Origin of the sequence: Streptomyces sp. NRRL S-340 (assembly GCF_000720185.1) — a bacterium.
GTDB lineage: Bacteria > Actinomycetota > Actinomycetes > Streptomycetales > Streptomycetaceae > Streptomyces.
Window position 1 is genome coordinate 20,627 of the sequence record NZ_JOIY01000050.1, and the last position, 25,497, is coordinate 46,123.

At 74.8% G+C, this 25,497-nt stretch carries 20 protein-coding genes and 1 riboswitch; of the genes, 11 read left to right on the forward strand and 9 right to left on the reverse strand.

Annotated elements, in window-relative coordinates:
* Window positions 1-8 precede the first annotated feature (8 nt).
* The 7 genes from secD to IG64_RS31330 all read left to right on the forward strand — a co-directional run bounded on the left by secD (window position 9) and on the right by IG64_RS31330 (window position 10,598).
* On the forward strand, window positions 9-2,300 hold the full coding sequence (secD, locus tag IG64_RS31300; RefSeq protein ID WP_037862295.1) for a protein translocase subunit SecD: 2,292 nt from the start codon (window positions 9-11) through the stop codon (window positions 2,298-2,300).
* 227 nt (window positions 2,301-2,527) lie between these two features.
* Entirely contained in the window at window positions 2,528-6,202 is a 3,675-nt protein-coding gene (locus IG64_RS31305; protein WP_037862297.1) for a nitrate reductase subunit alpha, read from the forward strand.
* 1 nt (window position 6,203) lies between these two features.
* Window positions 6,204-7,832 carry a nitrate reductase subunit beta gene (gene narH / locus IG64_RS31310; protein WP_037862299.1) on the forward strand — a complete coding sequence of 543 codons (1,629 nt, stop codon included), beginning with the start codon at window positions 6,204-6,206 and terminating at the stop codon, window positions 7,830-7,832.
* The gene (gene narJ / locus IG64_RS31315; protein WP_037862300.1) at window positions 7,829-8,467 is read left to right on the forward strand and encodes a nitrate reductase molybdenum cofactor assembly chaperone; all 639 of its coding nucleotides are present in this window, start codon (window positions 7,829-7,831) and stop codon (window positions 8,465-8,467) included. The genes narH and narJ overlap by 4 nt, the downstream gene beginning before the upstream one ends.
* The gene (narI, locus tag IG64_RS31320) at window positions 8,467-9,216 is read left to right on the forward strand and encodes a respiratory nitrate reductase subunit gamma (RefSeq protein WP_037862301.1); all 750 of its coding nucleotides are present in this window, start codon (window positions 8,467-8,469) and stop codon (window positions 9,214-9,216) included. The genes narJ and narI overlap by 1 nt, the downstream gene beginning before the upstream one ends.
* A 189-nt stretch (window positions 9,217-9,405) precedes the next feature.
* Window positions 9,406-10,236: a hypothetical protein gene (locus tag IG64_RS31325; RefSeq protein WP_234438672.1), complete on the forward strand. Its 831-nt coding sequence runs from the start codon at window positions 9,406-9,408 to the stop codon at window positions 10,234-10,236.
* Window positions 10,233-10,598, forward strand: coding sequence for a hypothetical protein (locus IG64_RS31330; protein WP_037862305.1), 366 nt, complete (start codon window positions 10,233-10,235; stop codon window positions 10,596-10,598). The genes IG64_RS31325 and IG64_RS31330 overlap by 4 nt, the downstream gene beginning before the upstream one ends.
* Here IG64_RS31330 and IG64_RS31335 read toward each other — a convergent pair.
* The gene (locus tag IG64_RS31335; protein ID WP_037862308.1) at window positions 10,568-11,806 is read right to left on the reverse strand and encodes a hypothetical protein; all 1,239 of its coding nucleotides are present in this window, start codon (window positions 11,804-11,806) and stop codon (window positions 10,568-10,570) included. The two genes, IG64_RS31330 and IG64_RS31335, sit on opposite strands and share 31 nt — an antisense overlap.
* A gap of 56 nt (window positions 11,807-11,862) precedes the next feature.
* Window positions 11,863-13,164 carry a serine hydrolase domain-containing protein gene (locus IG64_RS31340; protein ID WP_037862310.1) on the reverse strand — a complete coding sequence of 434 codons (1,302 nt, stop codon included), beginning with the start codon at window positions 13,162-13,164 and terminating at the stop codon, window positions 11,863-11,865.
* 189 nt (window positions 13,165-13,353) lie between these two features.
* On the opposite strand from IG64_RS31340, the gene IG64_RS41305 reads away from it, so the two are divergent.
* The gene (locus tag IG64_RS41305; RefSeq protein ID WP_037862313.1) at window positions 13,354-14,337 is read left to right on the forward strand and encodes an SCO2400 family protein; all 984 of its coding nucleotides are present in this window, start codon (window positions 13,354-13,356) and stop codon (window positions 14,335-14,337) included.
* Between the two features lie 7 nt (window positions 14,338-14,344).
* On the opposite strand, the gene IG64_RS31350 is transcribed toward IG64_RS41305, so the two are convergent.
* The 4 genes from IG64_RS31350 to IG64_RS31365 form a co-directional block, all read right to left on the reverse strand.
* Window positions 14,345-15,253 (reverse strand): NAD(P)-dependent oxidoreductase, encoded by a 909-nt coding sequence (locus IG64_RS31350; RefSeq protein ID WP_199811688.1) that lies wholly within the window; start codon window positions 15,251-15,253, stop codon window positions 14,345-14,347.
* Between the two features lie 60 nt (window positions 15,254-15,313).
* Window positions 15,314-15,901: a TlpA family protein disulfide reductase gene (locus tag IG64_RS31355; RefSeq protein ID WP_037862360.1), complete on the reverse strand. Its 588-nt coding sequence runs from the start codon at window positions 15,899-15,901 to the stop codon at window positions 15,314-15,316.
* A 325-nt stretch (window positions 15,902-16,226) separates the two neighbouring features.
* A complete protein-coding gene (locus IG64_RS31360) occupies window positions 16,227-17,894 on the reverse strand; it encodes a glycoside hydrolase family 13 protein (protein WP_037862315.1) in 1,668 nt (555 codons plus the stop codon).
* A 490-nt stretch (window positions 17,895-18,384) separates the two neighbouring features.
* A complete protein-coding gene (locus IG64_RS31365) occupies window positions 18,385-18,744 on the reverse strand; it encodes an ArsR/SmtB family transcription factor (protein WP_037862318.1) in 360 nt (119 codons plus the stop codon).
* Window positions 18,745-18,825: 81 nt separating this feature from the next.
* Window positions 18,826-19,010: riboswitch (cobalamin riboswitch) on the forward strand.
* 29 nt (window positions 19,011-19,039) lie between these two features.
* On the opposite strand from IG64_RS31365, the gene IG64_RS31370 reads away from it, so the two are divergent.
* Window positions 19,040-20,176 carry a HoxN/HupN/NixA family nickel/cobalt transporter gene (locus IG64_RS31370; protein ID WP_037862320.1) on the forward strand — a complete coding sequence of 379 codons (1,137 nt, stop codon included), beginning with the start codon at window positions 19,040-19,042 and terminating at the stop codon, window positions 20,174-20,176.
* A 106-nt stretch (window positions 20,177-20,282) separates the two neighbouring features.
* Here the strand turns inward: IG64_RS31370 and IG64_RS31375 are convergent, their stop codons facing one another.
* Window positions 20,283-21,266: a nucleoside hydrolase gene (locus IG64_RS31375; RefSeq protein WP_037862321.1), complete on the reverse strand. Its 984-nt coding sequence runs from the start codon at window positions 21,264-21,266 to the stop codon at window positions 20,283-20,285.
* A gap of 173 nt (window positions 21,267-21,439) precedes the next feature.
* Here IG64_RS31375 and IG64_RS37745 point away from each other — a divergent pair, with 173 nt between their 5' ends.
* Window positions 21,440-22,285 (forward strand): hypothetical protein, encoded by an 846-nt coding sequence (locus tag IG64_RS37745; RefSeq protein WP_051813544.1) that lies wholly within the window; start codon window positions 21,440-21,442, stop codon window positions 22,283-22,285.
* A gap of 33 nt (window positions 22,286-22,318) precedes the next feature.
* Here IG64_RS37745 and IG64_RS31395 read toward each other — a convergent pair whose 3' ends face one another.
* Window positions 22,319-23,662 carry a helix-turn-helix domain-containing protein gene (locus tag IG64_RS31395; protein WP_037862325.1) on the reverse strand — a complete coding sequence of 448 codons (1,344 nt, stop codon included), beginning with the start codon at window positions 23,660-23,662 and terminating at the stop codon, window positions 22,319-22,321.
* Between the two features lie 232 nt (window positions 23,663-23,894).
* Between IG64_RS31395 and IG64_RS41310 the strand changes: the two genes are divergently transcribed.
* Window positions 23,895-24,065: a hypothetical protein gene (locus IG64_RS41310; RefSeq protein WP_158771691.1), complete on the forward strand. Its 171-nt coding sequence runs from the start codon at window positions 23,895-23,897 to the stop codon at window positions 24,063-24,065.
* Here the strand turns inward: IG64_RS41310 and IG64_RS31400 are convergent.
* Complete coding sequence (locus tag IG64_RS31400) at window positions 24,062-25,405, reverse strand: extracellular solute-binding protein (RefSeq protein ID WP_234438673.1); 1,344 nt, start codon at window positions 25,403-25,405, stop codon at window positions 24,062-24,064. The genes IG64_RS41310 and IG64_RS31400 overlap by 4 nt on opposite strands.
* Between the last annotated feature and the right edge of the window lie 92 nt (window positions 25,406-25,497).

Consider the following 25,497-nt stretch of genomic DNA (forward strand, 5'->3'; position numbering starts at 1 on the left):
GGCATCCGTTGATCCGCTCCGCCCGGGTGAGGGCGCTGTTCGCCCTCGCCGTCGTCGCCGTGTCCCTGTACGTCACCCTGACCGTGCCCGTCCGTCTCGGACTCGATCTGCGCGGCGGCACCCGGATCGTGCTGGAGACCCGGTCCACACCGACCGCCGAGGCCGGCCGCGCGGCCACCGACCGCACCCTGGAGGTGCTGCGCGGCCGGGTCGACGCGCTCGGTGTCGCCGAACCGGTCCTCGTCCGCTCGGGCGCGCACCGGATCATCGTCGAGCTGCCGGGCGTCCAGGACCCGAAGGAGGCCGCGCGCGTGCTGGGCCGCACCGCCCAGCTGACCTTCCACCCGGTCCTCGGCCCGGCCGGCACCGGCACGCCCGGCGGCGGCGCCCGCACCGGCGCCACCGCGCCCCCCTCCGCCGGAGCCCCCGCCGGCGAACAGGTCCTGCCCGACGGGTCCGGGCAGCGGCTGCGGCTCGCCGCGCCCGCCCTGACCGGCAAGGACGTGCGGGGCGCCGACGCCCGCTTCGACGCGGAGAGCGGCGCCGGGTGGCACGTCACCGTCGGCTTCGACCGGACGGGTCAGGACCGCTGGGCGGAGCTGACCGGCCGGGCCGCGTGCCGGCCGGTCGGCGACCCCGCGCGCCGGGTCGCGATCGTGCTGGACGGCCGGATCATCTCCTCGCCCCAGGTCGATCCCTCGGTCGGCTGCGGCACGGGCATCACGGGCGGCTCCACGCAGATCACCGGCTCCTTCGGCGACCGCGAGGCCCGCGAACTGGCCCTGCTGGTCAGCGGCGGCGCCCTGCCCGTACCGGTCGAGACGGTGGAGCAGCAGACCGTCGGCCCGACCCTCGGCGCGCGGGCCATCACGGCGAGCGCCTGGGCAGCGGCCGTCGGCACCGCGCTGACCGCGCTGTTCATCGTCGTGATGTACCGGCTGATGGGCGTCCTGGCGGCGGTGGCGCTGCTCTGCTACGGGCTGATCTCCTACGCCGCCCTGGCCGCGCTCGGTGCGACGCTGACCCTGCCGGGCCTGGCCGGCTTCGTGCTGGCGATCGGCATGGCCGTCGACGCCAACGTGCTGGTCTTCGAGCGTGCCCGGGAGGAGTACGCCTCCCGGCACCGGCCCACCGTCCGCTCGGCGCTGAGCGCCGGGTTCCGCAACGCCTTCAGCGCCGTCGCCGACTCCAACGTGACCACGCTGATCGCGGCCGGGCTGCTGTTCTTCCTGGCCTCGGGTCCGGTGCGCGGCTTCGGGGTCACGCTCGGCATCGGTGTCCTGGCGTCCATGGTGAGCGCGCTGGTGGTGACCCGGGCGCTCGCCGACCTCGCCGTCGGCCGCCGGTGGGTGCGCCGCCGCCCCGGAGCCACCGGGCTGGCCACCACCGGGCGGGTGCGCGACGCGCTGGTGCGGCGGGCGCCGCGGCTGATGCGCCGGCCGCGCCGCCTGCTGGCCGTGTCCGCCGTGGTGCTGGTGCTCGCCGGGTCGGGCGTCCTGGTGCGCGGCCCGCAGTTCGGCGTCGAGTTCACCGGCGGCCGGATGATCGCGTACGAGACCGTGCGGGCCGTGGACCCCGAGCGCGCCCGTGCCGCGCTGGCCGGCGCGGGGCTCGGCCGGGCGGTCGTGCAGTCCTCCGGGGAGCGCGGGCTGACCGTGCGCGCCGGGGAGCTGACCGACGCCGAGGCGGCCGGGGTGAAGCGCACCGTCGCCTCGCTGGGCGGGGGTGCGCGGACCGTGCGCGACGAGCTGATCGGTCCGAGTCTGGGCGAGGAACTGCGCCGGGACGCCCTGATCGCGCTCGCGGTGGCCCTGGGCGCCCAGTTGCTGTACCTCGCGGTCCGCTTCCGGTGGCTGTTCGGCACGGCGGCGGTCGCCGCCCTCGCGCACGACGTGGTCGTCCTCGTGGGGGTCTTCGCCTGGCTGGGCAAGCCGCTGGACGGGGTGTTCCTGGCCGCGCTGCTCACCGTGACCGGCTACTCGGTGAACGACTCGGTCGTGGTCTTCGACCGGGTGCGGGAACTGGTGCGGCGCGAGCCCCGGGCGCCGCTGGACCGGCTCGCCGATCTGGCGGTCGCGCAGACGCTGCCCCGGACCGTGAACACCGGGGCGGGCGCCCTGCTCATTCTTTGCTCTCTGGCCGTCCTGGGCGGGGACTCCCTGGCCGATTTCGCGCTCGCGCTGCTCGTCGGGCTCGCCGTCGGGACGTACTCGTCGGTGTTCACAGCCGTCCCCGCCGCGGTCGCGCTGCACAGCCGTGGTCGGCGGAGCATGCCCAGCCGCAAGCGAGCCGAAACATAGCTTTCCGGACCCTTGCTTGGTGCAACTATTGCAAAGCGCAAAGAAAGGCCCTGTATAGCTATGCTCAACTCTGCGTAGCCCTATGGGAACGCACCGTTCCGATGCGTAAGGCTGGCCCCACCAGCACCGGCCGTCCGGGCGTGACCACCCGCGGCCGGTGTGCCGCCGACTTCATAGGGGATGTGAGCGCAGTGGGACGGCGCGCGGCACGAAAGGAAGCGGAACGAATGGCGGCCCTGGCCGCCGATCAGTTGCTTCAGGCGGGGCGCATACTGCGACGCTCCGTGACCACTCCCGACCTGCGGGCGGTCTTCCGCACCGACCAGGGCGTCAACGACGCCCCCTACCGGGAGCGCTGGGCGCACGACAAGGTGGTGCGCTCCACGCACGGCGTGAACTGCACCGGATCCTGCTCGTGGAAGGTGTACGTCAAGGACGGGCTGATCACCTGGGAGACCCAGGAGACCGACTACCCCTCCACCGGCCCCGACCGGCCCGAGTACGAGCCGCGCGGCTGCCCGCGCGGCGCCTCGTTCTCCTGGTACACGTACTCGCCGACCCGGGTGCGCTACCCGCACGCCCGCGGTGTGCTCCTGGAGATGTACCGCGAGGCCCGCGACCGGCTGGGCGACCCGGTGGCCGCCTGGGCCGAGATCACCTCGGACCCGGACAGGCGGCGCCGCTACCAGGCGGCGCGCGGCAAGGGCGGCCTGGTGCGGGTGGGCTGGGACGAGGCCCTGGAGATCGCCGCCGCCGCCCATGTGCACACCATCGCCGCGCACGGGCCGGACCGGATCGCCGGGTTCTCCCCGATCCCGGCGATGTCGATGGCCTCGCACGCGGTCGGCGCCCGGTTCATGTCGCTGATCGGCGCGCCCATGGTGTCGTTCTACGACTGGTACGCGGACCTGCCGATCGCCTCCCCGCAGGTCTTCGGCGACCAGACGGACGTGCCGGAGTCCGGGGACTGGTGGGACGCCGCGTACCTGATGCTGTGGGGATCGAACGTGCCGGTGACGCGGACCCCGGACGCGCACTGGATGACCGAGGCCCGCTACCGCGGCCAGAAGGTCGTCGTGGTCTCGCCGGACTACGCGGACGCCACCAAGTTCGCCGACGAGTGGCTGCACCCGCACCCCGGCACCGACGGGGCGCTGGCGATGGCCATGGGGCACGTGATCCTCACCGAGTTCTTCGTGCGCCGCCGGGTCCCGTACTTCACCGACTACGTCCGCCGCTTCACCGACCTGCCCTTCCTGATCGAGCTGGAGGAGGACCCGCGCCGGCGGGGGTCCTGGGTGCCGGGCAAGTTCGTCACCGCGGCGATGCTCGGCCTCGACGAGGAGTCGGGGGAGGACGCCCGGTGGAAGCCGGTGCTCCTCGACGCCGTCTCCGGACGGCCCGTCGTCCCCCACGGCACCCTCGGCGACCGCTGGTCCAAGCTGGGCGAGGGCCGCTGGAACCTGGACCTCGGGGACGTCGAGCCCGAACTGACCTTCCACCGGCCGGGGGGCGGCGGCGACAGCGCACGCGTGCTGCTGCCCCGCTTCGACGGCCAGGAGCCCGGGGGCTGCTCGGTGCGCGGCGTGCCGGTGCGGGAGGTGGGCGGACGGCGGGTGACGACCGTCTTCGACCTGCTCCTCGCCCAGTACGGCGTCGCCCGCGAGGGGCTGCCCGGCGAGTGGCCCGACGGTTACGACGACGCCTCCCAGCCGCACACACCCGCCTGGCAGGAGGCCATCACGTCGGTGCCGGCCGCGGCGGTGGTGCGGGTGGCACGGGAGTTCGCCCGCACGGCGGAGCAGTCCCGGGGCCGCTGCACGATCGTCATGGGGGCGGGCACCAACCACTGGTTCCACTCCGACACGATCTACCGCTCCTTCCTCACCCTGCTGCTGCTCACCGGCTGCCAGGGCGTCAACGGCGGCGGCTGGGCGCACTACGTCGGCCAGGAGAAGGTGCGGCCCTACGCGGGCTGGCAGCAGCTCCAGTCCGCCGCCGACTGGGTCCGCCCCTCCCGGCAGGTCGCGGGCACCCCGTACTGGTACCTGCACACCGACCAGTGGCGCTACGACGGCCACGGCGCCGACACGCTCGCCGCGTCCACCGGCAAGGGCCTGTTCGCCGGCCGGCACACCGCCGACCTGGTGGCGCAGTCGGCGCGGCTCGGCTGGATGCCGTCCGCGCCCGCCTTCGGTGCCAACCCGCTCGACCTGGGCCGCGCGGTGCGCGAGAGCGGGCACGAGCCCGGCGAGTGGGTGGCGTCCCAACTTGCGGCGGGCAAGCTGTCGTTCGCCTGCGAGGACCCGGACGCCCCGGAGAACTGGCCGCGCGTGCTCACCGTGTGGCGGGCCAACCTGATCGGCTCCTCCGCCAAGGGCAACGAGTTCTTCCTGCGCCACCTGCTCGGCGCGAGCGACAACGCGCACGCGGCCGAGGCGCCGCCCGAGTCCAGGCCACGGGACCTGACCTGGCACGAGGAGGCGCCGCGCGGCAAGCTCGACCTGCTGCTCGCCCTCGACTTCCGGATGACCTCGACCACGCTGATGGCCGACCTCGTCCTGCCCGCCGCCACCTGGTACGAGAAGCACGACCTGTCCAGCACGGACATGCACCCCTACGTGCACGCCTTCTCGCCCGCGATCAATCCGCCCTGGCAGGCCCGCACCGACTTCGAGATCTTCCACGCGCTGGCCCGGAAGTTCAGCGAACTGGCCGCCGGCCGCCTCGACGTGGCGTACGACCTGGTGGCCACCCCGCAGCAGCACGACACCCCCGGCGAGACCGCCCAGCCCGGCGGCACCGTCCGGGACTGGCGCGAGGAGGGGCGCTCCCCCGTGCCCGGCCGCGACCTGCCGCAGTTCACCGTGGTGGAACGGGACTACACCGCCGTGGCCGACCGGCTGGCCGCGCTCGGACCGCTGTGCGAGCAGCAGGGCGTCACCGTGAAGGGCGTCACCGTCCGGCCGGGTCCCGAGGTGCGCTGGCTCGGCGCCCGCTGCGGCACCGCCGCGGGCCCCGGCCCGGTCCGGGGCCGCCCGCTGCTCGACACCGACGTGAAGCTGTGCGAGGCGATCCTCGCCCTGTCCGGCACCACCAACGGCCGGATCGCGGCCGAGGGCTTCGAACGCCTCGCCGAACGCTGCGGGCCCGAGGCCGGGTTCGAGACGCTCGCCGAGGCCGTGCACGAGCGGCGCGTGGTCTTCTCCGACACCCAGCAGCGGCCCGTCCAGGTCGGCACCAGCTACGAGTGGTCCGGCAAGGAGGCACCCGACCGGCGCTACTCGCCCTTCACCGTCAACACCGAGCACAAGAAGCCCTGGCACACCCTCACCGGCCGCCAGCACTTCTACCTGGACCACGACTGGATGGCCGAACTGGGCGAGCAACTGCCCGTCTACCGGCCCCCGCTGGACCTGACCGCCGAGACGGTGGCGGGCGAGCGCGAGGTCAGCGTCCGCTACCTCACCCCGCACTCCAAGTGGTCCATCCACTCCGAGTACCAGGAGAACCTGCTCATGCAGACCCTGGCCCGCGGCGGCCCGGTGATCTGGATGAGCGTCGCCGACGCCGAGGCCATCGGCGCCGCCGACAACGACTGGGTGGAGGCGGTCAACCCCAACGGGGTCGTCGTCGCCCGCGCCGTCGTCTCCCACCGCATGCCGCCCGGCACGGTGTTCATGTACCACGTGCAGGAACGCCTGGTGAACGTGCCGCGCTCCGAGACCACCGGCCGGCGCGGCGGCGTGCACAACGCGCTGACCCGCATCCTCGTCAAACCCACCCACCTCATCGGCGGCTACGCCCAGCTCTCCTTCGCCCCCAACTACTACGGGCCCACCGGCAACCAGCGCGACGCCCGCACCGTCATCCGCCGCCGCGCCCAGGAGGTGCAGTACTGACATGCGCGTCTTGAGTCAGGTCGCCATGGTCATGAACCTCGACAAGTGCATCGGCTGCCACACCTGCTCGGTCACCTGCAAGCAGACCTGGACCAACCGCACCGGCACCGAGTACGCCTGGTTCAACAACGTCGAGACCCGCCCCGGCCAGGGCTACCCCCGCGGCCACGAGGACCAGGACAGGTGGAAGGGCGGCTGGCGGCTGGACGGCAGGGGCCGGCTGGTCCCGCGCTCCGGGGGCCGCGCCCGCCGCCTCGCCCGCCTCTTCGCCAACCCCGAACTCCCCTCGCTCAAGGACTACTACGAGCCCTGGACCTACGACTACGACACCCTCATCTCCGCCCCGCTCGGCGACGACCTGCCCACCGCCCGCCCGCGCTCCCTGATCGACGGCCGCCCCACCGACGTCACCTGGGGCCCCAACTGGGACGACGACCTCGGCGGCGGCCCCGAGCACCTGTCCGCCGACCCCGTGCTCAAGTCGATGAACGAACGGGTCAGGCTGGAGTACGAGCAGGCGTTCATGTTCCACCTGCCGCGCATCTGCGAGCACTGCCTCAACCCGAGCTGCGTGGCCGTCTGCCCCTCCGGCGCGCTCTACAAGCGCATCGAGGACGGCATCGTCCTCGTCGACCAGGACCGCTGCCGCGGCTGGCGGATGTGCGTGAGCGGCTGCCCGTACAAGAAGGTGTACTTCAACCACAGCACCGGCAAGGCCGAGAAGTGCACCTTCTGCTACCCGCGCATCGAGGCCGGCGAGCCGACCGTCTGCTCGGAGACCTGCGTGGGCCGGCTGCGCTACCTCGGCGTGATGCTGTACGACGCCGACAAGGTGGGCGAGGCCGCCTCCGTCGCCGACGAGAAGGACCTGTACGAGGCCCAGCTCGGCTGCTTCCTCGACCCGCACGACCCCGAGGTGGTGCGCGCCGCCGAGGACTCCGGCATCCCGCACGACTGGATCACCGCGGCCCGCCGCTCCCCGGTGCGCGACCTCATCACGACGTACCGCATCGCCCTGCCGCTGCACCCGGAGTACCGCACCATGCCCATGGTCTGGTACGTGCCGCCGCTCTCCCCGGTGGTCGACGCGCTCACCCGCAGCGGCCACGACGGCGAGCACCCGGCCCCCCTGTTCGGCGCCATCGACGCGCTGCGCATCCCGCTGGAGTACCTGGCCGGGCTGTTCACCGCGGGCGACACCGCCCCGGTGGAGGCCGCCCTGTGCCGGCTGGCCGCGATGCGCGCCCACATGCGCCGCGTCAACCTCGGCGAGGACCGTGACCCGGCGATCGCCCGCGGCGTCGGCATGGACGAACGCGGCCTGGAGGCCATGTACCGGCTGCTCGCGCTGGCCAAGTACGAGGAGCGGTACGTCATCCCCACCACGTACGTCGCCGACGGCGGCGCGGGCGGCCCGCACGAGTCGGGCTGCAGCCTGGAGGGCGACGGCGGACCCGGCATGTACGGCACCGACGGCGCCGGCGCCTTCCACGCCTCCCCCGTCCCGGCCGCCGCCCCGGCCGAGCGGTCCGCGCTGCGCGGCCGGGTCAACCTGCTCAACTGGAACGGGCGCGGCAGGCCCCGCGGCCTCTTCCCCGACCGGTCCGCCACCGGGAGCGCCGAGGGATGAACCTGCACCGGGCGGTCCACCAGGCCGCCGCCCTGCTCCTGGACCATCCCGGCGAGGACTGGCCGCACCGGCGCGAGACGGTGGCCGGCGCGATCGGCCCGCTGCCCGGCGAGGCCCCGGCCCTGCTGCTGCGCTTCTGCCGGTGGGCGGCCGGCACCGCACCGATGGACCTGGCCGCCGGCTACGTCGCCACCTTCGACCGCACCCGCCGCCGCACCCTGCACCTGACCCACTACACCGACGGCGACACCCGCCGCCGGGGCGCCGCCCTCGCCGCGCTCAAGGCCGTCTACCGCGAGCACGGCTGGGAGCCGCCCCCCGGCGAACTCCCCGACCACCTGCCCTCCCTGCTGGAGTTCGCCGCCCGCTGTCCCGGCCCCGGCACCGGTCTCCTCCAGGAGCACCGCCCGGCCATCGCCCTGCTCGCCCACGGCCTGGAGACCCACCACAGCCCCTACGCCGACGTGGTCCGCGCGGTCCTGACCACCCTGCCCGCCGGCGCGCCCGCCCCGGCGCGCCCCGCGCACCCGGCCGCCGAGCCGCACCTGCTGCCCTTCCCCCCGCCCGTCTCCGTGCCCCTGCCCGTGCCGTACCCCGTCCGGCACGCGCCGGGCGACGAAGGAGTACGCCGCTGATGAACCCTCCCCACCTGCACGCGCAGCACCTGAACATCGCCCTGTGGGGCGTGCTGCCCTACCTCGCCCTGGTCGTGCTGGTCGCCGGGACCGCCTGGCGCTACCGCTACGACCGCTTCGGCTTCACCACCCGCTCCAGCCAGCTCCACGAGTCCCGCATGCTCAGGGTCGGCGGTCCCCTCTTCCACTACGCCCTCTTCCTGGTCATCGGCGGCCACGTCATGGGCCTGCTCGTCCCCGAGGCGCTGACCCGGCGGCTGCGGGTCAGCGAGGAGCAGTACCACGTGGTCGCCCTGGCCATGGGCGGCACCGCGGGCGTCGCCGCCGTGGCCGGACTCGGCCTGCTGCTGTACCGGCGGCTGCGCGTACGCGCCGTGCGGCAGGCCACCAGCCGCGGCGACCGCCTGACCTACCCGCTGCTGACCCTCGTCCTGCTCGCCGGGCTGACCGCCACCGTCTCCTCGGCGGCCAACCCCTACGACTACCGGCTCGGCGTCTCCGTCTGGTTCCGCAGCCTGTTCACCCTCGACCCCGACGTCACCGCCATGGCCCACGCGCCGCTCGTCTACAAGATCCACGCGCTGCTGGCCATGGCCCTGTTCGCGCTGTGGCCCTTCAGCCGTCTGGTGCACGCCTTCGCCGCCCCGCTCGGCTATCTGGCCCGCCCCTACGTCGTGTACCGCTCCCGGGGCGGGGCCGTCCGGGGCACACTGGCCGGGCGCCGGCCGGGCCGGGCGCCCGTGCGCTGAGACACATCACCCCGGCTCCGGGCAACGCGCGGGGCCGGATTCCGGTCCATACGGTTGTGCGCACGTTTGGGTGGGAACTGCTTCGAGGAGCCGAGCGGTGGTGCAACGGAACGGAAGCCCGGTGGAGCCGGACAGGGCGACGGTGTGAGACCCGGCGGGCCCAACGCCCGACGGCGCGGGCGGGACACGGTGTCCCGGCTCGCGCTGTTCGTCGTACGCACCCTGCGCGGCGAGTGGCACGCCATGGTCGTCGACCCGGTGCGGCAGCTGCTGCGCCGCGGCCTGTCCGGCCTGGTGCTCGCCTTCGTGGCCGCCTTCGGCGTGATCTTCTTCCACGCGGTCGCCCAGCACCCGGCCGGTGAGGCGGCGGTCCGGGCGGTCGGCGGCGTCCAGGCCGACCTGCCGCTGTGGCTGGCCCTGGCCCGCACCCCCGTCTCCCTCTACGTGCCCGCCCTGGACCTGCCGGTCTGGGCGGGCATCACCCAGCTCTTCCTCGCCTTCGCCCTCGCCGAACTCACCCTGGGCCGCGCCCGCACCCTGTTCATCTCCTACGCCGCCACCCTCGCCGGCACCTTCACCGTGCGCGTGATGATCGCGATCGGGCCGGGGTGGTGGGGGCTCGGCCTGCCCCCGGAGACCGGCCACGTCCTCGACACCGGTCCGTCGGCGGCCGTCGTGGGCCTGTTCACCTACCTCTCCGTGGTCCGCCGCGCCCCGGTCGTCTTCTTCCTCACCGGCGGCTCGATGGTCGTCGAGTCGATCGTCCGGCCCAACCTGGCCGGACGCGAGCACCTCATCGCGGTGGCCGCCGCGATCGTCCTGGCCCTGGTCCACGAACGTGCCTGGCGCCGCCTGCGGTTGCCGCGCGGCCTTCGCGCCGCCGCCCCCGTCGAGCCCCCTGCCACACGGCCCGCGGTTGTCTGTCCTGAGCCCGTGCTGGAGTGCGCGGACGCGGCACCGGCGCTCCACGGCGAGCGGGTGCCGGGCGGCCGCGCCGGGCAAGGGGCGGGGGAGAGATGAACTGGATCTGGTGGGTGCTCATCCTGTTCTGGACCGGCGGTTTCGCCTGGTTCGCCGACACCGTGCGCACCGCGCTGCGCAACCGGCACCAGCGCAAGCTGGAGCTGATGGAGGCACAGAAGGCGGAGCGGCCGGCCGTCGAGGCCGCCCACCAGCCACCCGAGCCCGTCTGCGGGTGCACGCACCACCTCGCCAAGCACGACCGGAGCGGCCGCTGCCACGAACGCGTGGAGGTGCCCACCGCCTGGGACGAGAACAAGAAGCCGCTGCGCTACGAGCCGGGCCAGTGCAACTGCCGGCGCTACGTGGGCCCGCAGCCCCTCTCCCAGGTCTACGCCGAGGAGCTGACCGACCGGGCCTGAGAGCCGTCCGGCGCGCGCCGCTGCCCCGGCAGGTGCAGGGTCCGTGCCGCGGCCCCCTGCCCCCGGCGCGGCCGGCGCTGCGGCCAGAACAGCACGTACAGCGCGGAACCGGCCGCGAACGCCAGCCGGATCAGGCCCTGCGCGGAGTCCGAGGGCACCAGCAGGGCGCTGCCGTACAGCGAGATCAGCGCTATCCAGCTGACCCACGGCACCAGCCGCCGCTGCCCCACCGAGTCCCAGATGAGCGTGCCGAGCAGCACGGAGGCGTTGTAGTACGTGTACACGCTCGGGTCCAGCACGATCCGCGCGTCGGCGGCGAGCACCACCACGGCCGCCCAGCGGCCCCGGCGCACCGCCAGCGCGCCGAGCGCGATCCCGAGTCCCATCTGGGCGGGCCGGTCCCACCAGGGCGTGGCCGGGTCGTTCACCCCGAACCAGCGCAGCGCGGAGGCCGGCTGGTTGGGGATGGTGAACCGGGCGGCGGCGAACGTCTCCAGGTGGGTCAGGTAGAACGGCAGCCAGGCGGCGGCCACCAGACCCACCGTCCAGGCCGCCGCGCGCAGCCGGCCGGGCCTGGGCAGCGCCAGCAGCAGCGGCAGGAAGCCCACCGCCCACGGCTTGGAGTCCACGGCCAGCGCGAGGAACACCCCGACGGCGGTGGCGTTGCCGCGCACCAGGGCACGGACCGCCAGGGTGGTGAAGAACAGCGCCAGCACGTCGTCCAGGTGCGCGAACCGCACCGAGACCTCCACCCACATGGGGATGAAGGCGGCACCGGCCACCAGGACGCGCTGCTGGAGGCGCTTGTGGTTGGTCCCGGTGCCCAGGCCGTACTCGGCGGCCGTCCGGCCGATCAGCACCAGCATGTACAGGCCCAGGCCGGACATGAACGCCTCGGCCAGGTTCTCGCCCAGGGCGGCCGGGAACGGCCCGAACAGCGCGGCGACGAGGAAGGAGACCGGGCCGATCTGGAGTTCCGGGTGGTGGGCGTACAGCGCGAGGCCGCCGCCCGGCACCTGGTTGAAGAGCAGTTCCTCACCGCTCCTCAGATAGTGCCAGGACACGGCCCCGTGCCGTTCGGCCACCAGGAACCACAGGACCGTCCACCCGGTCAGCAGAGCGGTGTGCCGGCGCAGGGGGTAGCGGCCGATGCGGCCGAGCCGCCCACCGCCGCCGGCCGTGCCCGCCGCTCTCTCGCCGTTCCGCACGTTCCGTCCTTCCGTCACATGGCCGCCCAGTCAGATGCGGATCGGCCGGGTACGGTTCAGCGCAGCACCCTAGCCCAGGCGGGTGAAGAGAGGTCGGCGCCGTCGAGGACGGTGCGGGCGGCGGCCCTCACCTGCGGCGCGGGCGCGGACGGCCCGCACAGGGCGCCGATGACGTAACGGTTGAGGGCCTCGTCGACCGGGCTCGGTTCGAAGCCGGTGTTGTCGGCGTTCAGGCGCTCGTACTTCATCAGGTTCCAGCCGGCCGCGACCTGCCGCCTGCCGTCCGGGCTGGACAGCGCGATGGTCCCGGCGCCGAACACCGCCCCGTCGTGGCCCCAGAAGCGTCCGCAGCCGGGGATGTCGACGGCGTAGAGGCCGAGGCCGTAGTCCATGCCGTCCACCGGGACCGTGCGCTGCATCTCCTCGAGCGCGGCCGGCCCGATCAGACGGCCGGTGAGCAGGGCGCGGTAGAAGCGGTTCAGGTCGTCGGTGGTGGAGACCACCGCGCCCGCCGTGTACGCCCACGACATGTCGTAGACGCTGTAGTCGCGGGGCGGGTCGATCAGGCCGTAGAAGTTCTCGTACATCCGCGCGTGCGGGCCCCGGATCGCCGGGGTGCGCGGGTAGGAGGTGTGGTGCAGCCCGGCCCGGTCGATGACGTGGCGGGTGATGTACGCCTCCGGGTCCTGGCCGGTGACCTTGGCCAGGAGCAGTCCGGCGATGACGTAGTTGGTGTTGGAGTAGTGGCCGGGCAGCGCGCCGGGCGCTCCGGTGGCGGGCGCGGCGAGGCCCAGGCGGACCAGTTCCTCGGGCCGGATGGAGCGGAACCGCTCCTCGTCGAGGCTGGCCGTCGAGCCCTTGGCCAGGGACGGGAAGGCACCCACGACGTAGTCGCCGATGCCGCTGGTGTGGTTCAGCAGCATGCGGACGGTGATCCGCCGCCCGCGCTCGCCCGGGATCAGGCCGGGCAGGTAGTCGCCGATGGGCGCGTCCAGGCGGATCCGGCCGCGTTCGGCCAGCTGGAGCACGGCCACCGCGGCGAAGGACTTGCTGATGCTGCCCACCCGGTGCCGCATGTCCGGCCGGACCGGGCGTCCGGTGTCCACGTCGGCGACGCCGGACGCGCCGGCCCAGCGCCGGCCGCCGTCGCGGACGGACGAGTAGATGCCGTACATGCCCGCGTCGTGCACGGCGCCGAGCGCGCTGCCCAGGGCCGCGGGGTCCAGGGCGGAGGCGGCCGGCGCGGAGGCGGCGGGACCGGCGGCCAAGGTGCCGGCGAAGGCCGCGGGGGCGGCGGCGGGGGTCAGTGACAGGACGGTGGCGGCGACGGCGGTTGCGGCGATCCTGCGGATGCGCAAGGGACTTCCCTTCCCTCGGGTCCGAGCATGTCCCCGTCATCCTCGGCGATCATGAGGGGGTGCCACATCCTTCCGGCGGACGAGACCGGGCGCCGAATCCGCGCAGGAGTGTCACACAGGCTCCACACAGGGCCCCGGAGCGCTTGTTAGCGTGACTGGCCGCCCGGCAGCCGACCCAGGAAGACCCGCATGGACTACTGCTCCACATGCCGACGGCACCTCAACGGTGCTCTGGTCTGCCCCGGTTGCGGGGCGTACGCGCCGGACATAGCCCCGAACGCCACCGCCGACGCGGCGGTGCCGTTCGCCCCGGGCCCGGCGGCGGACCCGGCTCACGAGCCCTTCGCGGAGCCCGGCGCACCCCTCGCCGCCGCCGGGGGCCCGGCCGATCCGGGCGGCCCGGACTCCCTGGACCTGCCGGTGACGGAGGACCTGCCGTCGGCGGCGCCGGACGGGGCGCCGGTGCGGCAGCGGCCGGGCCGGGCGGCGCGGCGCCGGCAGCAGGCCCGCTGGAAGAAGACACAGCGCCGGGCCCTGGTCGCCACGGCGGTGGCCCTGGTCGGCGGCGGTCTGACCGTCGCCTCGATGGACCGGCACACCGCCGACAGCGCCCAGGCCGCCTCCGCACCGGAGGCCCTGCACCCGGACGGCCTGGCCGCGCAGCCCGCCCAGCCGGACGGGACGGCACCTTCCCCCGGCGCCCGGCACGCGAAGCCCGCCTCCCCCGCCCGGACCTCCGCGACCGGCCCCGCGCACACCCGGTCCACGTCCGCCGGGGCCTCCCTCGACGCCACCGCGCCGGAGGGCGTCCGCCCCTACGCCGCCGCCCCGCCCGCGGCGGTGGACCCGGCCGGGCCGGGCTCCCCGCACGCGGCGGCCGGCCAGGACCACCACGCGGACACGTCCGGGACCACGGCCCCCGACCACTCCTCCGGCTCGGGTTCCGGTTCCGGTTCCTCCGGATCGTCCTCCGCTTCGGGCACCGGCGGTGCGGCCCCGGCCGGCTCCTCGGGTACGACGGCGCAGCATCCGTCGTCCGGTTCCGGTGCGGCGGGCGGCTCCTCCTCCGGCACCGCGCCGGCCGGCTCCGCCGCCACGGACCCGGCGTCCCCCTCCTCCCCGTCCTCCCCGTCGTCCCCGCAGCTCTGCCTGCTGGTCCTCTGCCTGGGCTGACGCCCGGTCAGCCCGCCTCGGACCGCGGCTCGTCGAAGCTGGCGAAGTAGGCCGCGGCCATGTCCTCGCCGCCGTGCCCCTGGGCGGCGGCGCGGGCGAAGCGCTCCGCGCTCGCGGCGGCCACGTCGAGGCGCACACCGTGCCGCTCACCGGCCTCGACGATCAGACGTGCGTCCTTCTCCGCGGTGTTCACGGCGAAACTCGGCGGCAGCAGCCCGCCGTCGAGGATGAGCCCGGCCTTGGCGTGCAGGTAGCCCATGTCGAGCGGGCCGCCGGAGATCAGGTCGAAGAAACCCGCCGGGTCCACGCCGAGCCCCTTGGCCAGCGCCAGCGTCTCGCCGGTGGCCGCGGTGACCGCGACGACCCAGCTGTTGGCCACCAGTTTCAGCCGGGTCGCCCCGGCCGCCGCGCCGTCCTCGCCGGCCCACACCGTGCGCGCGCCGACCGCGTCGAACACGGGCGCCACCGCCTCACGGCCCTCGGCGGGCCCGGCGGCCAGCACGGTGAGCTGCCCCGCCTCGGCGGGCTGCCTGGTGCCGAGCACGGGGGCGTCGTAGAAGAGCAGGCCGTACCGGCGGGCCAGGTCCGCGAGTTCGCCGGCCGACTCGACCGCGGCGGTGGTCGACTGCACCCAGACGGCGCCCGCGCGGGCCGCCGGCGCGGCCTCCCGCATCACCTCCAGCACCGTGCCGCCGTCGTACAGCATCGTCAGGATCACGTCCGCGTCGCGGACCGCGTCGGCGGCGGAGCCGGCGACCTGTGCGCCGTCGGCGGCCAGGGGGCCGGCCTTGGCGGGGGTGCGGTTCCAGACCCGGACGGTGTGTCCGGCACGCAGGAGGTTGCGGGCCATCGCGGCGCCCATGATGCCGGTGCCCAGCACACCGACGGTCCGGGTCCCGGTGGTCAGGTCAGCCATGTCGTTCCCTTCGCGAGGCCTGTGAACGGATCCCGTGCACCCGGTCATTGTCCGCCCGGTTCAGTGTTCCGGCTTGCCCGCCGCCTTCGCCGGGCCCGGCAGCAGCGGCGTGAGGATCTTCGCCATCCGCGTCTCGGACGTCGTGCCGATCCGGACGGCCGCGGCCCTGCCCTCCGGGTCGACGACCACGGTGAAGGGGATCGTCTGGGTGCTCACGAGGCCGTGCGGCAGCCGCAGGACCTGCTTGCCCGCCGGATCGTGCAGGGACGGGTAGCTCAGGTGGTGCTCCTGCTGGAACCGGAGCGCCGCGGTGCGGCTGCTGTCGTCGGCGATGCCGAGCACCTGCACCCCGCGGGCGGACCACTCCCGCTGGATCCTGTCCAGTTCCGGGGCCTCCGCCCGGCAGGGGCCGCAGAAGTGGGCCCAGACGTTGAGCAGGACGACCTTGCCCCGGTAGTCGGACAGGTGGATCTCCCGGCCCTCCAGGGAGGTCCCGGTGAGGTCGGGCACGGCGGGGCGGTCACCGGCCGCCAGGGTCCGGGTGAGCACGTCCCGCGGGCCGCTCCCGGCGTCCTGGCCGGCGGACGAGCAGCCCGCGAGCACCGCACAGGCCGCGATCACCGCTGCGCACCTGCGCCGCTCGGGCATCGTCGTCTCCCCCTCGTCCGCATCACCCCGGGCCCCGTGGTGATCATTGTCCGCACCGCGGCCGGCGGCCCGGGCCCGGGGGCCGCTCCGGCCGCCGCCCGCGCCGGACGCGAGCTGCCGCGGGACCGTCCCGGTGATCGGCATCGCCTGGCCTGCCCGCCGCCGGACGCCACTTCGTGCTCCCGCCCCCGGCGGCGGCCCGGCGCCCGGGCCCGGCCCCAGGGCGGAGTGAGCGGGCCGGGCGCGGGCGGACCGGGCGGACCGGGCGGAGGCCGGCCGGCGCGGGCGGGACAGGCGGAGGCCGGCCTCTGCTCAGGGCCCCCGGCTAGGCGAGCCACACGGTGGTGTCCGGGGCGAGCCGGCGTCCGCTCAGCGGCGCGCTGCTCAGCAGCACCTCACCGGGCGGCAGCGCGACCTCGGTGTCCGAGAGGTTGGTGACACACCGCCAGCCGTCACGGCGGGCGAACGCCAGTACGCCCTCCGGGGTGTCCTCCGCCCAGGTCAGCGACTCGCCCGCGAGCAGTTTGCGGCGCAGCCGCAGCGCCGTGCGGTACAGCTCCAGCGTCGAGCCCGCCACACCGTCCTGCGCCTGGACGGAGTACGCCGCGAAGTGCGCGGGCTGCGGCAGCCAGGCGCCGGCCGGGCCGAAGCCGTACGACGGCCCGGTCGTCGTCCACGGCAGCGGCACCCGGCAGCCGTCCCTGCCCTTGCGGACGTGGCCGGTCTGCTCCCAGACCGGGTCCTGGAGCACCTCGGTGGGCAGGTCGGCCACCTCGGGCAGGCCCAGTTCCTCGCCCTGGTAGAGGTAGGCCGAACCGGGCAGCGCCAGCATCAGCAGGGTCGCCGCGCGGGCCCGGCGCAGTCCGGCCTCCGCGTCGAGGGCGGGCGCGCGGCCGCCGGACAGCAGCCAGGCGTTCTCGTCCGTGCCCGGCGGCAGCATCAGCCGGGAGGCGTGGCGGACCACGTCGTGGTTGGACAGCACCCAGGTGGCCGAGGCGCCGGCGGCCCGGGCGGTGTCCAGGGAGGCGGCGATGGTCCGGCGCAGCGCGTCCGCGTCCCAGCCGGTCTGCAGGTACTCGAAGTTGAAGGCCTGGCCCAGTTCGTCCGGGCGGGCGTACAGGGCGCGCCGCGCGTCGGGCACCCAGGCCTCGGCGACGGCCGTGCGGGGCGGTGTGTAGGCGTCGAAGATCTTGCGCCAGTCACGGTAGATCTCGTGGACCTCGTCGCGGTCCCAGTACGGGTGGCTGCCCGGCTCGACGTGCGGCAGCGCGTCCTCGCCGGTGGCGCCGAGGTTCCCGACGTCGCGCAGCGGCTCGTCGAGGTCCTTGACCAGGGCGTGCGCCACGTCGACGCGGAAGCCGTCCACGCCCCGGTCGGACCAGAAGCGCAGGGTGGTGCGGAAGTCGGCGCGGACCTCCTCGTTCGCCCAGTTGAAGTCGGGCTGCTCGGGCGCGAACAGGTGCAGGTACCACTGTCCGTCGGACACCCGCCGCCAGGCGCTGCCGCCGAAGACGGACTGCCAGTCGGTGGGCGGCAGTTCGCCGTGGGCGCCGCGCCCGTCCCGGAAGACGTACCGGTCGCGGGCGGTCGAGCCCGGCCCGGCCCGCAGCGCCTCCTGGAACCAGCGGTGCCGGTGCGAGCTGTGGTTGGGGACGATGTCGGCGATCACCTTCAGACCCAGGCGGTGCGCCTCGGTGACCAGCGCGTCGAAGTCGTCGAGGGTGCCCAGGCGCGGGTCGACGTCCCGGTGGTCGGTGACGTCGTAGCCGCCGTCGGCCAGTTCGGAGGGGTAGAACGGGCTGAGCCACACGGCGTCCACGCCGAGGGCGGCGAGGTGCGTCAGCCGCTGGGTGATGCCCCGGAGGTCACCGAGTCCGTCGCCGTCGGCGTCGGCGAAGCTGCGGGGGTAGACCTGGTAGACGACGGCCTGCCGCCACCAGTCGGGACTCCGGGAGGACAGGTCGGGCGGCGCGTCGTCGGTGCGGTCGGTCACGCGGTCTCCTCTGTGTGCGTCGGAGCGACACAGAGAATCTGTCCAGATCACCGGAAAAGCCAACACGCCGTGCCGTACCGGCGCACAGGGGGACGACCGGACGGGGGCGGGGGCGACGGGGCGGCGCCTGGCGGGGCGCCGTGGCGAGTGGGCGGGGGCGGTCGCCGGACGAGTGCGGACGCGGCACGGCCGCAAGCGCCCCACGGACCCGAACGCCGGCCGCCGGCGCCGCGGCACCGGACGGGTACGGCCGCCGGGCAGGCGCGAACGCCCGACGGGTACGGCCGCCGTGACGGACGTGGACGGCGGTGGGTGCGGGCGGCGTGGCGGACGTGGCCAACGGGCAGACGCGGACGGCGGGTCGAGTACGGCCGCCGTGGCGGACGCGGACGCCGGACCGGGGGGACCGAACGGGCGTCGCACCGGGCGGGGGCGGCGTGGCCCGGGCCCGGCGCTCATCCGGCTGCCGGGCCGGCCGGGTGCAGTGATGTCAGTCCGTGTCCGCCGCGCAGTGCTCCAGCAGGTGCCGTACGTCCTCGTCCACCAGCCGGTAGCGCACCACGCGGCCCTCCTTCTCGCCCTCCACGGTGCCCGCCGCGCGCAGCAGCCGCAGGGCCTGGGAGACCGCCGGGTCCTTCATTCCGGTGGCGACGGCGAGGTCGGAGACGGCCAGCGGGCCGGTGCGGTGCAGGGCCAGCAGCAGGGCGAGCCGCTTGGGGTCGGCCAGCAGCGAGAAGCGCTCCGCCCACGCGCGGACGTGACCGGGCTCCCCGATCGCCGCGATGGCGTCGCACACCCGGTGGCCGTCGATGGTGCGACGCTCCGCGCGGTCGGCAGGGACGAGATGCATGCCCCCATCCTCGCAGGCGCCCGCGGGGTGATCTTCGGCACCTGCGCAGGTATGCAGCTATGCAGGCGACGGTCCGTCCCTCTACCGTGGGCGGGCCGTGGTGCTCGGGAAGTCGGTGCGAAGCCGACGCGGCCCTCGCCACTGTGATCGGGGAGTTCCCCTTCCGTCCGGCATCCGCCGGGCCACTGGTCGCACGACCGGGAAGGCAGGGAGGGCGGGCGCACGACCCCTAAGCCAGGAGACCGGCCACGGCAGCTCACGAAGTGATCCACGAGGTGCTGGAGCGTGATACCGGATGACCCTGCCCGAGCCTGTCCCGACGCCGACGTCCGCCCCCCGAGGGGCGGCCCCCCGGACGTCCTTCCGCTGGCGCCGTGAGGACACCCTCAAGACCGCGGGCCTGCTGGCGGTGATAGCCGCCCTGCACGTCGTCGCCTTCGGCATCCTGTTCCTGCTCGTCGTCCCCGAGCACTACCAGGTCGGCACCAAGGCCTTCGGCATCGGCCTCGGCGTCACCGCCTACACCCTCGGCATGCGGCACGCCTTCGACGCCGACCACATCGCCGCCATCGACAACACCACCCGCAAGCTGATGGCCGACGGCAAGCGGCCGGTGTCGGTGGGCTTCTGGTTCGCGCTGGGCCACTCCAGCGTGGTGGTGGCCATGGCCGCGCTGGTGGCGGGCGGCGCCCAGCTCGCCGGCACGCTGATGAACGACGACTCCCGTACGCACCAGACGCTCGGCATCGTCGGCACCACCGTCTCGGGCTCCTTCCTCTACCTCATCGCCGCCCTCAACCTGGTCGCCCTCGTCGGCATCCTCAAGGTCTTCCGGGCGATGCGGGCGGGCACGTACGACGAGCGGGAGCTGGAGGCCCACCTGGATTCGCGGGGGTTCATGAACCGGATCCTGGGCCGCCTCACCAAGTCGGTGTCCCGGCCCGGCCAGATGTACCCGCTCGGCTTCCTCTTCGGCCTCGGCTTCGACACCGCCACCGAGGTCACGCTGATGGTGATGGCCGGTTCCGGCGCGGCGGCCGGACTGCCCTGGTACGCGATCCTCTGCCTGCCGCTGCTGTTCGCGGCCGGCATGAGCCTGTTCGACACCCTGGACGGCACGTTCATGAACTTCGCCTACCAGTGGGCGTTCTCGAACCCCGTCCGCAAGGTGTTCTACAACCTGACCATCACCGGCCTGTCCATCGCGGTCGCCTTCTTCATCGGCACGATCGAGCTGGTCGGCGTCCTGCACGACAAGCTCGACCTGAGCGACACGGTCACCGGCTGGATCGCCGGACTCGACCTCGACCACGTGGGGTACGTCATCGTCGGCCTGTTCGTGGTGGTGTGGGCGGCGGCGCTGGCGTACTGGAAGGTGGCCCGCGTCGAACAGCGCTGGGCGGTGCGGGTCGGGACCGCGGAGATCGACTAGGCCCCGCCCGGCCGGACCGGGCGAGGCCCCGCCCGGCGGGAGCGGGGGCCGGGCCTGCCCGACGGGGCTGGGGGGGCCGGGCCCGCCCGGCGACGCGGGGCCGGGGCTAGGCCCCCGCGCCGCCCGCTTCGACGGTGGCCAGGTACAGCTTCACGTACCGCTCCACGTCGATGTCCAGGGCGACGTCCACCAGTTGCTGTTCGCGCGCCTCGCCGTGCAGTTCCGCCTCGCCGGGGCGCGCGCGGCGGTCGACGACCGTCTGGCCGCGCGCCGGGCCGGGCGCGAGGTTCACCTCGACCGGCAGCCGGCGCGTGGTCAGGCCCGCCGGGTCGGCGACCGCGCAGACCGCGCCCGCGTCACCGAGACCGCCCGCCGGGTCCTCCTCGCTCGTCACCGGGTCGCGGTGGGACAGCAGCCGGCCGGCCAGCCGCGCACCCGCCTCGCCGCTCCCGCTCAGCCGCCGCACGTCACCGGCCGGGACGATCACCCGCTCGAACACGTCGAGTCCGTACATCGTGATCGGCACCCCGGCGGTGAGCAGGACGGCGGCGGCCTCCGGGTCGTGCCAGACGTTGAACTCGGCGACCGCCGTGGCGTTCCCGGTGGCCACCGCCCCGCCCATGAACACGATCCGCTCGATGTTGCGCGTCACCTCGGGGTGGGTGCGCAGCAGCAGGGCGATGTTGGTCAGCGGCGCGGTGGGGATCAGGGTGACCGGGCGGGGCGAGCCGAGGATCTCGCGCCGCAGCAGCGTCACCGCGTCCACGCCGGCGGCCCGGCGGCCCGGGGCGGGCAGCCCGAGGTCGCCCATGCCGTCCCGGCCGTGCACGTGGTGGGCGGTGCGCAGGGGCTCGATCAGCGGGCGTTCGGCGCCCCGCGCGACGGGGATCCGGGGCGCGCCCGCCTGCTCCAGCACGGTCAGCGTGTTGCGCACCACCTGGTCCACGTCCGTGTTCCCGGCCACGCAGGTCACCGCGCGAAGGTCGATCCCCGGGTGGCGTACGGCGAACAGCAGGGCGAGCGCGTCGTCGACACCGGTGTCGCAGTCGATGATCACGGGCGTGGCGTCGGAGGCGGACTGCTCGGTCACGTCGGGCTCCCTCGGAAACGGCGGTGCGTGCGCTCCTTCGTACCGACCCTATGCCTGTGCCGCGGGCGGGCCTCACCCGGACGGACCGGCGCGGTGGTGGGGGGCCCGACTCGGTGGTGCCGTGGGAGGACCGTCCGGTTCGCGTCGTGCCCGTTCCTGTGGAGGACCCGCCCATGCCCCGTCCCCCGGCCGCCCGTGCCCTTGCCGCCGCCGTGCTCTGTGCGGGCGCCCTGCCGGCGGTCTCCGCCTGCGGCTCCGGACCGGTGGAGCGGACCGCCGGCGCCTCGCCGTCCGCCGCCGCGGCCACCCGGCCGGCCGCCCCCGCCTCGCCGTCCGCCGCCGCGCTCACCGCCGCCCAGGCACAGGCCGCGCTGCTCACCGCGGCCGACCTCGGTGTCCCCTGGGAGCCGACCGACGGCGCCGCGACCTGGCGGGACGGCATCCTCAAGGCGCGGGCCGAGGCGGCACCGGCGGACTGCCGGCGGCTGCTCGACGCGCTCTACGCCGACCAGCCGCTCGGCGCCCCCACCGGGACGTACGCGGTGACCGGTTTCGACGACGGCGACGACGGCGCCCAACTGCGCCACCAGGTCCTCTCGCCGCGCCCGGCGGACGTGGACCGCGCGCTGGCGTGGCTGCGCACGCTGCCGAGGACGTGCGCCCGGTTCACGGCGACGACCACCCGGGCGGGCGAGCAGACCGTGCGGGTCGGCGACCTGGCCCTGCCCGCCGCCGGGGACGCCCGCCAGGGACTGCGGGTCACCTTCACCGGACCGCCGGACGGCGCGGACGGCGCGGAGGGCACGGACGAGGCGGACGGCGACGGCTCGGACGGCTCCGGCGGGGCGGACGTCACCACGCTCACGCTGGACGTCGTCGCCGTGCGCGTCGGCGGCGACGCGCTCACCCTCACCGACGGCGCCCCCGGCACCCTCACCTCCGACGCCACCGTCCAGGCGGTGCAGAAGGGCGTCGAGCGTCTGAAGGCCGTCCGCCGCGCCGGCCGCGCCCAGGCCTGAGCGCCGGCCGGGCGGGGGCCGGTGCCCTTGGGGTCACAGCAGCGGCTGCGCCGGTGCCGGGCCCAGGGTGGTCGTGCCCGGCGCCGTCCGGTGCCCCAGACCGGTGCGGTAGGCGTCCAGGGCCGCCTCCACCCGGCCGGTGCGGCGCAGCAGGTCACCGAGGAGACGGCAGAGGTCGGCCAGGTCACCGGCGGCGCCGGCCCGCTCCAGCAGGCTCAGCGCGCGGACGTAGTGCTCCTCGGCGGCCTCCGCGTCGCGGGCGTCCTCGGCGATGATGCCGAGCAGGCGGTGCGCGGCGGCGGCGTGCATCGCGCCCCGTTCGGAGGAGAGGTCGCCGAGCACGTCCCGCAGCAGGTCCGAGGCCTCCCGCGACCGGCCGCGCCGGTGCAGGACGTCGGCCAGCTCGACGGCGACCTGCCGGGTGTAGAGCGCGGCCCGCTTGGCGGTCAGCATGTCCAGCGCGGCCCGCAGCTCGCTCTCGGCCCGCTCCAGTTCGCCGTTCTGCGCGCAGACGTAGCCGCGCATCCAGTGGCAGTTGGCGAGTTCGGTGCGCAGCTGGAGGTGCCGGTACAGTTCGGCGGCCTTGGCGAGCGAGGCGTCCGCCTCGGCGATCCGGCCCTCGGCGAGCAGGGTGCGGGCCACCGACCGGTGCATACGGGCCACCAGCGCGGGATCGCCCGCCTGCGGGGCCAGCGCGAGGGCGAACTCGGCCGCCTGCGCCGCCCGCGCGTGCGCGCCCATGTCCATGTACGGTCCGATGACGCTCGCGTAGAGCAGGAGCAGGGCGTCGGGGTCGTGCAGCCCGGCGCGGTTGAGTTCGTCGAGCGTGGACTCGAAGAGGTAGACGGCGTACCGCAGTTCGCCGGTGAGGTAGTGGGAGACGGCACGGCCGCGCAGGGCCGGGACCCGGGCGGTCAGCGGGGCGTCGGCCAGCACCCGTTCGGACCGTTCGAAGTACTGCCGTCCGCTCTCCAGCTCCCCGGTCTCCAGGGCGCACTCGCCGAGCCCGAGGAGCGCGTCGGCCTGGATGTCGGTGAGTTCGTGGTCCTCGGCCTCGGCGAGCAGCCGGGCGTACAGGCCGGCGGCCTTGCCGGTCTCCCCGGTGGCCAGGGTCCGCTGCGCCTCGGTCAGCCGCAGGCGCAGGTCGGTGGCGAGGTGGGCGGGGCGGCCGGTGGCCAGTTCCTCGAAGGCGACGCCGAGCCGTTCGGCGAGGTGGCGCAGCGCGGTCTCGGAGGGGCGCACCCGGCCGGCCTCCAGGGTGGAGACGTAGGCGGGTGTGTACGCGGGCTCGGCCAACTGCCGCTGTGTCATGCTCCGTTCGCGCCGCAGCCGCTGCACCCTGCGCCCGATGGTCTCCGGGTCGTCCCGCTTCGCCATGCGGTTCATCATGCCAGTAAGCCGGCTTGCGAAGCGGCTGGCACCGCCTTGTCCCCGCCACCGGGACGAGCCGCCCGTACGGTCTCAACTCCCGCCTCTCCCCGTCCTGTTCCTCCCTTTGTTCGGACCCTGCCCCTCTTCCGGCCGAGCGCTCCCACCCCCTAGGTTGGGGAGTACGTTAAACCTGCTTAACCCCCCACTGTCGTTCCCTGTCGCTGTGAGGTCGGTCGCCGTGCTCGGACGCCCTGTCGCGCGCCCTGGTCACATCCGTGGACGTCACGTCAGGGGCTTCGGCGCGGCCCTCGTCGCCGTCGCCGCCCTGGTCGCGGCGGCCAACGCGAACCCCGCCCCGGCCGCCACCGACCCCGCACCCGTCCAGCGGGCCGCCGTCCAGGACCGCTAGGAGCGGCGCGGCAGCACCTTGCGCAGGGCCTCGTCCAAGCTGTCGGCCAGCGTCGCGTCGCTCGGCGGGTCGGCGGTGAAGAGCCGGCCCAGTGCGGTGCTGAAGGTCTGGGTGAAGGCGCCGTACAGGGGGGTGCGCGGGCGCGGGACCGCGTGCGTGAGGGCGGGGTAGAGGATGCGGCGGGCGTAGTCCGGCCGGCCGGCCGCGTCGCGCGGCGTCCGGTCGGTGCTCTCCCCGGTGGGTGCCGCCGACGCACCCCCGGCCGCCGCGCACCTCACGTGGTCGTCGGTGTACGCCGACGTGCGGGTCGCGGCGAACCCGGCGTCCAGCAGGCACCGTTCGCTCTGCGCGTCGGTGAGGTAGGCGATGAGCTGGGCGGCCTTCCCGGCCCGGTTGGAGGAGCGGGCCACCGCCAGGTTCTGCCCGCCGAGCACCGCCCGGCCGGGCAGCGGGGCCACGCCCACCTGACCTGCCGAGAAGGTCTGGTGGAGGGTGCCGTAGGCGTACGGCCACTGCCGCAGGAAGGCGGTGCGGCCGCTCGCGAAGTCACTGAGCGAGGCGGCCTCGTCGGAGGCGAACGCGTGGTCCAGGGTGTACGGCTTCTCCGTGCGCCGGCGCAGTTCCGCGATGCCGTCGGCCAGCTCCTGGCGGCTCGCGGTGTAGTGACCGGAGGCGTCGGTGAGCGCGAAGTCCTTCGTGGCGGAGGCGAACGCCTCCACGGCGTTGACCGTGCGGCCCTCGTAGGCGGCGAGCTGGGTCGTCCAGGCCTTCTCGAAGCCCTTGGGCGGGTGCGCGTCCAGGGTGTCGGCGAGGTCGCGCAGGTCCGTCCAGGTCGTGCCCGCCTCCAGCGTGGTCTGCTGGATCCCCGCCGCCCGCAGGTAGTCGCGCCGGTAGTACAGCAGCCCCACGTCCGTGTTGAACGGCACCGCGTAGACCCGGTCCTTCCAGTACGCCGTGGCGGCGACCGACCCGATGACGTCACCGTCGAGGGTATCCCGCGGCAGCGGCGCGACCAGTCCCGCCTCGGCGAACTCCGGGACCCACGTCACGTCCAGGTTGACCACGTCGTAGTCGGCGCTGCCCGACTGCAGGGCGCCCAGCAGCTGGCTGCGCTGCTCGTCGGCGGAGCCGGGCAGCTCGACGAGGCGGGCGTGGTAGCCCGTGTTCTCCTTGTCCTGCTGCCGGTTCCAGGCGTCGATGAGCTGCTGCCGGATGCCGTTCTTGCCGGTCACGTCCCGGCCGCTGGCCACGACGATCTCCCCGGGCACGTCGGCGGCGGGCGACCGCGCCGCGTCCGGGTCCCCGCCGGTGCAGGCGGCGGCACCGAGCAACAGCACCACCCCCGTGAGCACACCGGCCCGCCCGGACGCCCCGTACCGCCCCCGCGGACGGCCCTCGGGCAGGCGTCCCGGCCGCCGTGCGCGCCGGTCGG

Bases quoted from the DNA above. Each gene is read 5' to 3' on its own strand.
- IG64_RS31305 (WP_037862297.1), top strand. From the start codon at position 2,528: ATGGCGGCCCTGGCCGCCGATCAGTTGCTTCAGGCGGGGCGCATACTG.
- narH (WP_037862299.1), top strand. From the start codon at position 6,204: ATGCGCGTCTTGAGTCAGGTCGCCATGGTCATGAACCTCGACAAGTGC.
- narJ (WP_037862300.1), top strand. From the start codon at position 7,829: ATGAACCTGCACCGGGCGGTCCACCAGGCCGCCGCCCTGCTCCTGGAC.
- narI (WP_037862301.1), top strand. From the start codon at position 8,467: ATGAACCCTCCCCACCTGCACGCGCAGCACCTGAACATCGCCCTGTGG.
- IG64_RS31330 (WP_037862305.1), top strand. From the start codon at position 10,233: ATGAACTGGATCTGGTGGGTGCTCATCCTGTTCTGGACCGGCGGTTTC.
- IG64_RS41305 (WP_037862313.1), top strand. From the start codon at position 13,354: ATGGACTACTGCTCCACATGCCGACGGCACCTCAACGGTGCTCTGGTC.
- IG64_RS31350 (WP_199811688.1), bottom strand. From the start codon at position 15,253: ATGGCTGACCTGACCACCGGGACCCGGACCGTCGGTGTGCTGGGCACC.
- IG64_RS31355 (WP_037862360.1), bottom strand. From the start codon at position 15,901: ATGCCCGAGCGGCGCAGGTGCGCAGCGGTGATCGCGGCCTGTGCGGTG.
- IG64_RS31365 (WP_037862318.1), bottom strand. From the start codon at position 18,744: ATGCATCTCGTCCCTGCCGACCGCGCGGAGCGTCGCACCATCGACGGC.
- IG64_RS31370 (WP_037862320.1), top strand. From the start codon at position 19,040: ATGACCCTGCCCGAGCCTGTCCCGACGCCGACGTCCGCCCCCCGAGGG.
- IG64_RS37745 (WP_051813544.1), top strand. From the start codon at position 21,440: ATGCCCCGTCCCCCGGCCGCCCGTGCCCTTGCCGCCGCCGTGCTCTGT.
- IG64_RS31395 (WP_037862325.1), bottom strand. From the start codon at position 23,662: ATGGCGAAGCGGGACGACCCGGAGACCATCGGGCGCAGGGTGCAGCGG.